The sequence below is a fragment of the Paenibacillus cisolokensis genome, assembly GCF_018403665.1.
GTDB lineage: Bacteria > Bacillota > Bacilli > Paenibacillales > Paenibacillaceae > Paenibacillus_AH > Paenibacillus_AH cisolokensis.
This window is the reverse complement of record NZ_BOVJ01000212.1, coordinates 1-5,376: the sequence shown is the minus strand read 5'-3', so window position 1 is coordinate 5,376 and position 5,376 is coordinate 1. Positions and strand designations below refer to the sequence as shown.

Annotated in this window: 1 protein-coding gene and 2 pseudogenes; all 3 read left to right on the top strand. The window is 65.4% G+C overall.

Annotated elements, in window-relative coordinates:
- The coding region (locus tag PACILC2_RS24210) for a hypothetical protein (protein WP_213531420.1) at window positions 1–260 on the top strand (260 nt) is incomplete at its 5' end.
- Window positions 260–2,673, top strand: a pseudogene (locus PACILC2_RS24205) ((Fe-S)-binding protein). The gene PACILC2_RS24210 and the pseudogene PACILC2_RS24205, both read left to right, overlap by 1 nt.
- Window positions 2,674–2,819: 146 nt before the next feature.
- Window positions 2,820–5,179, top strand: a pseudogene (locus PACILC2_RS24200) (3-hydroxyacyl-CoA dehydrogenase/enoyl-CoA hydratase family protein).
- The last annotated feature ends 197 nt before the right edge of the window (window positions 5,180–5,376 follow it).

Sequence of the window (5,376 nt, the reverse complement as noted above, 5' to 3'; positions counted from 1 at the left end):
CCTTGGAGGCAGCGAGGAAAATCATCTCGGAGTTCGCCACGGGGCCAGCGAGGAAAGCTGTCTCGGAGTTCGCCTCGGGGCCAGTGAGGAAGGCTGTCCCTTGGATCGCCTCGGGGCCAGTGAGGAAGGCTGTCCCTTGGATCGCCTCCGGGCTAGCGAGGAAAGTCGTCCCGGAGGTCACCTCGGGGCCAGCAAGGCCGAAACGGCCCTATCCAATATCGGACCCGGGCGGCTTTACGAGAGAGGAGGGATGTCATTGATGGATGCCGCGTTTTGGATCGCGGCGTTAAGGTGGACGCTGTTCGCGGCCGCGACCGTGTGCGCCTGCTATCTGTTCGGGGCCGCCGTCGCCCGGCGGATCGGGTATATGCGCCTCGGCAGGCCGCCTTTCGCGGGAGAGGGCCGGGGCAAGAGCAGCGCCGAACGGTTGACCCCGGCGGCAAACCCCGGCGGGCGAGCCGGCAGCCCCGAAGTCCGCAGCGGCGACTTTGCGGAAGACACCGGCGGCAACGATAGCGGTGTCCCCGGCGGAGGCGGCGTCCGGGACCGGGCTGGCGGCCGCGGCGCGGTCCGGCCCGGAGCCCTAAGCGGCGGCCATGCCGGTCTGCGGGCGGCCGGTGACTGGCTCATGCAGACGTTCGGCCATCGCAAGCTGCTCAAGGATGTTCGCAGCGGCCTGATGCATGCGGTCATGTTTTACGGTTTCATCGTGCTGCAATTCGGCGCGCTTGATCTGATCTGGAAAGGGCTGGCGGGCCGCCCGCTCCCTTATCCCGCCTACGACGCATTCACCCTGGTCCAGGAAGTGACGGCGACGGCCGTGCTGGCGGCCGTCCTGTACGCCGCGTACCGGCGGTACGTCGAACGGCTGCCGCGGCTGAAGCGGGGATGGAAGCCGTCATACGTCGTCTGGTTCATCGGCTCGCTCATGGCGACGGTGCTGCTCGCGCCGGCATTCGAACGGATTGCCGAAGCCGGAACCGGTCTGCCGCCCGCCGGCTATGCGCCCGTATCGTCCGCCCTTGCCGACCTGTTCGCGACGATCGGTCTGGGACCGCCTGCCGCCGCCGCGCTGCATGAGCTGTTCTGGTGGCTGCATCTGCTCGTGCTGTACTCGTTTTTGGTCTACATCCCGCAATCGAAACATTTTCATCTGATTACCGCTCCGGTCAATCTTTGGCTGAAACGCCGGACTCCGCCGGGAAGACTCGCTCCGCTCGATTTGGAGGATGAATCGGCCGAGTCGTTCGGAGTGGGGGAGATCGGCGATTTTACCCGCAAGCAACTGCTCGATTTGTACGCCTGCGTGGAGTGCGGGCGCTGCACCAATGTATGCCCGGCATCGTCCACCGGCAAGCTGCTGTCGCCGATGCATCTGATCACCAAGCTGCGCGACCATTTGAACGAGCGGGGGGCGGCCGTAACCGGCAAGTCCCCTTGGGTACCGGAATGGCTGTTTGCGAGCGGACGGCGCTTCGATAGTGGGAACGGAGCCCACATGATGGCGGCGGTCAAACCGCATTGGGCGGAGTTGGGGACTCGGGGCGGAACGGCGATCGCGCCGACGATGGCGGCCCAGTTGCAAGGCTGGACCAAGGCAGACCGGCAGCCGGACGAAGTGGAACTGGTCGGGGGCGTCATGACGCCGGACGAAATTTGGGCCTGCACCACCTGCCGCAGCTGCGAGGAGCAATGTCCTGTCGGCAATGAGCATGTGGATAAAATCGTCGACCTGCGGCGGCATCTCGTGCTGATGCAGGGTACGCTGCCGGCCGACGGGCAGCGGGCATTGCAAAATATCGAGCGGCAGGGTAATCCGTGGGGGCTGCCGCGCGCCGAACGAAGCGGCTGGATGGCCGAATGCGAACGGCGAACCGGCGTTACCGTTCCGTCCGTGCAGGAGCTGCACCGCCGCGGCGAACGGCCGGAAATCGTGCTGTGGGCAGGATCGATGGGCGCTTACGACAACCGGAGCCGCCGCGTGCTGTTCGATCTTGTCCGGCTGCTTGATGCGGCCGGGGTCCGCTTCGCTTCGCTCGGGTCGGAAGAGCGGAATTCGGGGGATACGGCGCGGCGGCTCGGCAACGAACTGCTGTTTCAGGAGCTTGCCCGCGAGAATATCGCCATTTTGAAAAATACGGCATCACCCGCATCGTGACCGCTTGCCCGCATACGTACAATACGTTCCGGAACGAATATCCGGATTTCGGTCTGCCGTCCGGCGTGCGGGTGGAGCATCATACCGAAATGCTGGCGAATCTTGTGGCTGAAGGAAAGCTGAAGCCCGTTCATCCGGTCAGGGAGACGGTCGCGTATCACGATTCCTGCTATTTGGGGAGGTATAACGGCATTTATGATCCTCCGCGCGCCATCATCCGCTCCATTCCGGGCATTGCGCTCAAGGAGATGGAGCGTTCCCGGGAGCGGGGGATGTGCTGCGGAGCAGGCGGAGGCTTGATGTGGATGGAGGAGAAGGGAGGCGTCCGGGTGAACGAGGCGCGAGCGGCCCAGGCGCTTGCCGTCGGACCTACCGTCATCGGCTCCGCATGTCCGTATTGCCTGACGATGATGGAAGACGGCATCAAGCTGCTGGAGGCGGAGGAAACGGTCAAGGCGCGGGATGCCGCGGAGCTGCTCGCGGCCGCCGTCTTCGGCGAACCGTTGGCCGGCTAGCCGGAAGCAGGCGAAAGAAGGCGCAGGTAGCAATGTGCCGGATGCCGAACCCGGAATTTAGCCGGATAAACGTTTAAGGAGGTTGAATATTCGTGACGTCAACGCATCGTCCGATTCGGCGGGCGGCGGTTGTCGGATCGGGCGTTATGGGCGCGGCCATCGCCGCCCATCTGGCTAATGCCGGCATGTCCGTCCTGCTGCTCGATATCGTGCCGGATCGTCTGACGCCGGAGGAGGAACGGCGCGGCCTTACGCTCGCCGATCCCGCCGTACGCAGCCGGCTGGCGAGAGACGCGGTGCAGCGGCTGGCCACCGCCCGTCCGGCGCCGCTGTACGATCCTTCCTTTGCGAATCGGATTACAACGGGCAATTTGGCGGACGATCTGGCGGCATTGGCCGATGCCGATTGGATCGTCGAAGCGGTCGTCGAACGGTTGGACGCGAAACGCGCCGTGTTGGCGCAGATCGACGGCGTGAGGCGGGATGATGCCATCGTCAGCACGAACACGTCCGGGCTGTCGGTGGCGGCGCTGGCGGAAGGGAGGTCGGAGACGTTCCGCCGCCATTTTCTCGCCTCGCATTTTTCAATCCGCCGCGTTATATGAAGCTGGTCGAGCTCGTTCCCGGTCCGGACACCGACCCTGCCGCCACCCAGCGGCTGCGCGACGTGTGCGAACGGCGGCTCGGCAAAGGGGTGGTCATCGCGCGAGACACGCCCAATTTCATTGCGAACCGGATCGGTACGTTTGGGATGCTTGCAACATTGGAAGCGATGACCGCATTCGGCCTGACCGTGGAGGAAGCCGATGCGCTGACCGGTCCGGCGATGGGGCGTCCCAAGACGGCGACGTTCCGCATGCTCGATCTGGTCGGGCTCGATACGCTTCTGCATGTGGTCGACAACGTCAGGGAGCGCAGCGAAGACGAGGCCGAACGGGCCGCTTTCACCCGTCCCGCCCTGCTTCAGCGGCTGGTCGACCGGGGCCGTCTCGGCGAGAAGAGCGGCGCCGGGTTTTACCGCAAACGGAAAAGGGCGGACGGCGCGAGCGAAATCGAGACGCTCGATTGGACGACGCTGGAATACAGGCCGAAGCGGGAAGCGGCCTCGCCGGTGATCGAAGCGGCCAAATCGGCGAAAGGTACGGCGGCCAAAGTGAAAGCCTTGCTCAGCGCCGATCCGGGCCATCCGCATGCGAAGTTCGCCTGGACGTCGCTGAAGCGGACGCTGCTGTATGCGGCCGGGCTGGTCGAAGTTATCGCCGACGATATCGGCGATATCGACCGGGCGATGCGCTGGGGCTTCAATTGGGAGCTCGGTCCTTTTGAGTTGTGGGACGCCATCGGAGCGGAGGCAGCCGTTAAACGGATGAAGGCCGAGGGCGACGCGGTGCCGGCATGGGTAACCGAGTGGCTTGCCGCAGGCCATGCCGGCTTTTACCGGGAGGAGGGGGCGGTACGGTACCATTTTTCGCATGGACGCTACAAGGAAGAAGAGGTTCAGCCGGACGAAATCCGGCTCGACAGGCTCAAAGCGGCAGGAAAGACGGTGCTTGGCAATGCGGGCGCCTCGCTTATCGACATCGGGGACGAAGTCGTGTGCCTCGAATTTCATTCGCGCAACAATGCGATCGGAAGCGACATACTGGCCGCCATCCGGGATGGCGTCGCGGAAGTCGAGCGCAATTGGCGCGGGCTTGTGCTGGCGAACGAGGGACGCAACTTCTGCGTCGGCGCCAACCTGATGCTGCTGTTGATGGAAGCCCAAAGCGGGGAATGGGATGAAGTCGAGGAGATCATCCGCTACTTCCAGAACAGCATGCTGCGGCTCAAGCGTCTCGACCGTCCGGTCGTCGCCGCCCCGCACCGGATGACGCTCGGCGGCGGGGTCGAAGCGTGCCTGCCCGCCGACCGGATTGTGTTCTCGCCGGAAACGTATTTCGGACTTGTGGAGACGGGCGTCGGTCTTATTCCGGCAGGCGGCGGGTGCAAGGAGGCGGCCGCGCTGGCGGCTGCCCGCGCCGGAGAAGGTGGGGATTTGCAGACGCATCTGAATGCGCTGTTCGAGACGATCGCGATGGCCCGCACCTCGACGAGCGGACACGAGGCGTTTCGTCTCGGTCTGACGCGGCCGGGGGATGCCGTGGCGGTCCGCCATGACGGCCGCATTGCGGAAGCGAAGCGGGCGGTGCTGGAGCTGGATCGGGCGGGATATGAGCCGCCTTCCGCGGATGCGCGCATCCGGGTGGCCGGCCGCGACGGGCGGGCGGTGCTGGACACGGCCGTTCACTCCATGCGGCTCGGCGGCTATATCAGCAGCCACGATGCGCTGATCGCCGGCAAGCTGGCGCATGTGCTGACGGGCGGCGATGTGGCTCCGGGCGCCGAGGTGAGCGAGGCGTATTTGCTCGACCTCGAATGCGAAGCGTTCCTCAGCCTGTGCGGTGAACCGCTGACGCAGGAGAGAATGCGCCATATGCTGGCGACCGGAAAGCCGCTGCGAAACTGACAGATGCGCCGGCAGTTTTGCGCGGGCGTCTGCGCGAGACCGGGGCCGCGGCCGCGTGGATAGGGCCCTGCAGGTGCGCAAGCAGCGCTCCGGCCGGTCGCCCGCACGGGAATAGGGCCCTGGAGATGCGCAAGCAGCGTCCCGGCCGGTCGCCCGCGCGTGGATAGGGCCCTGCAGGTGCGCAAGCAGCGCCCCGG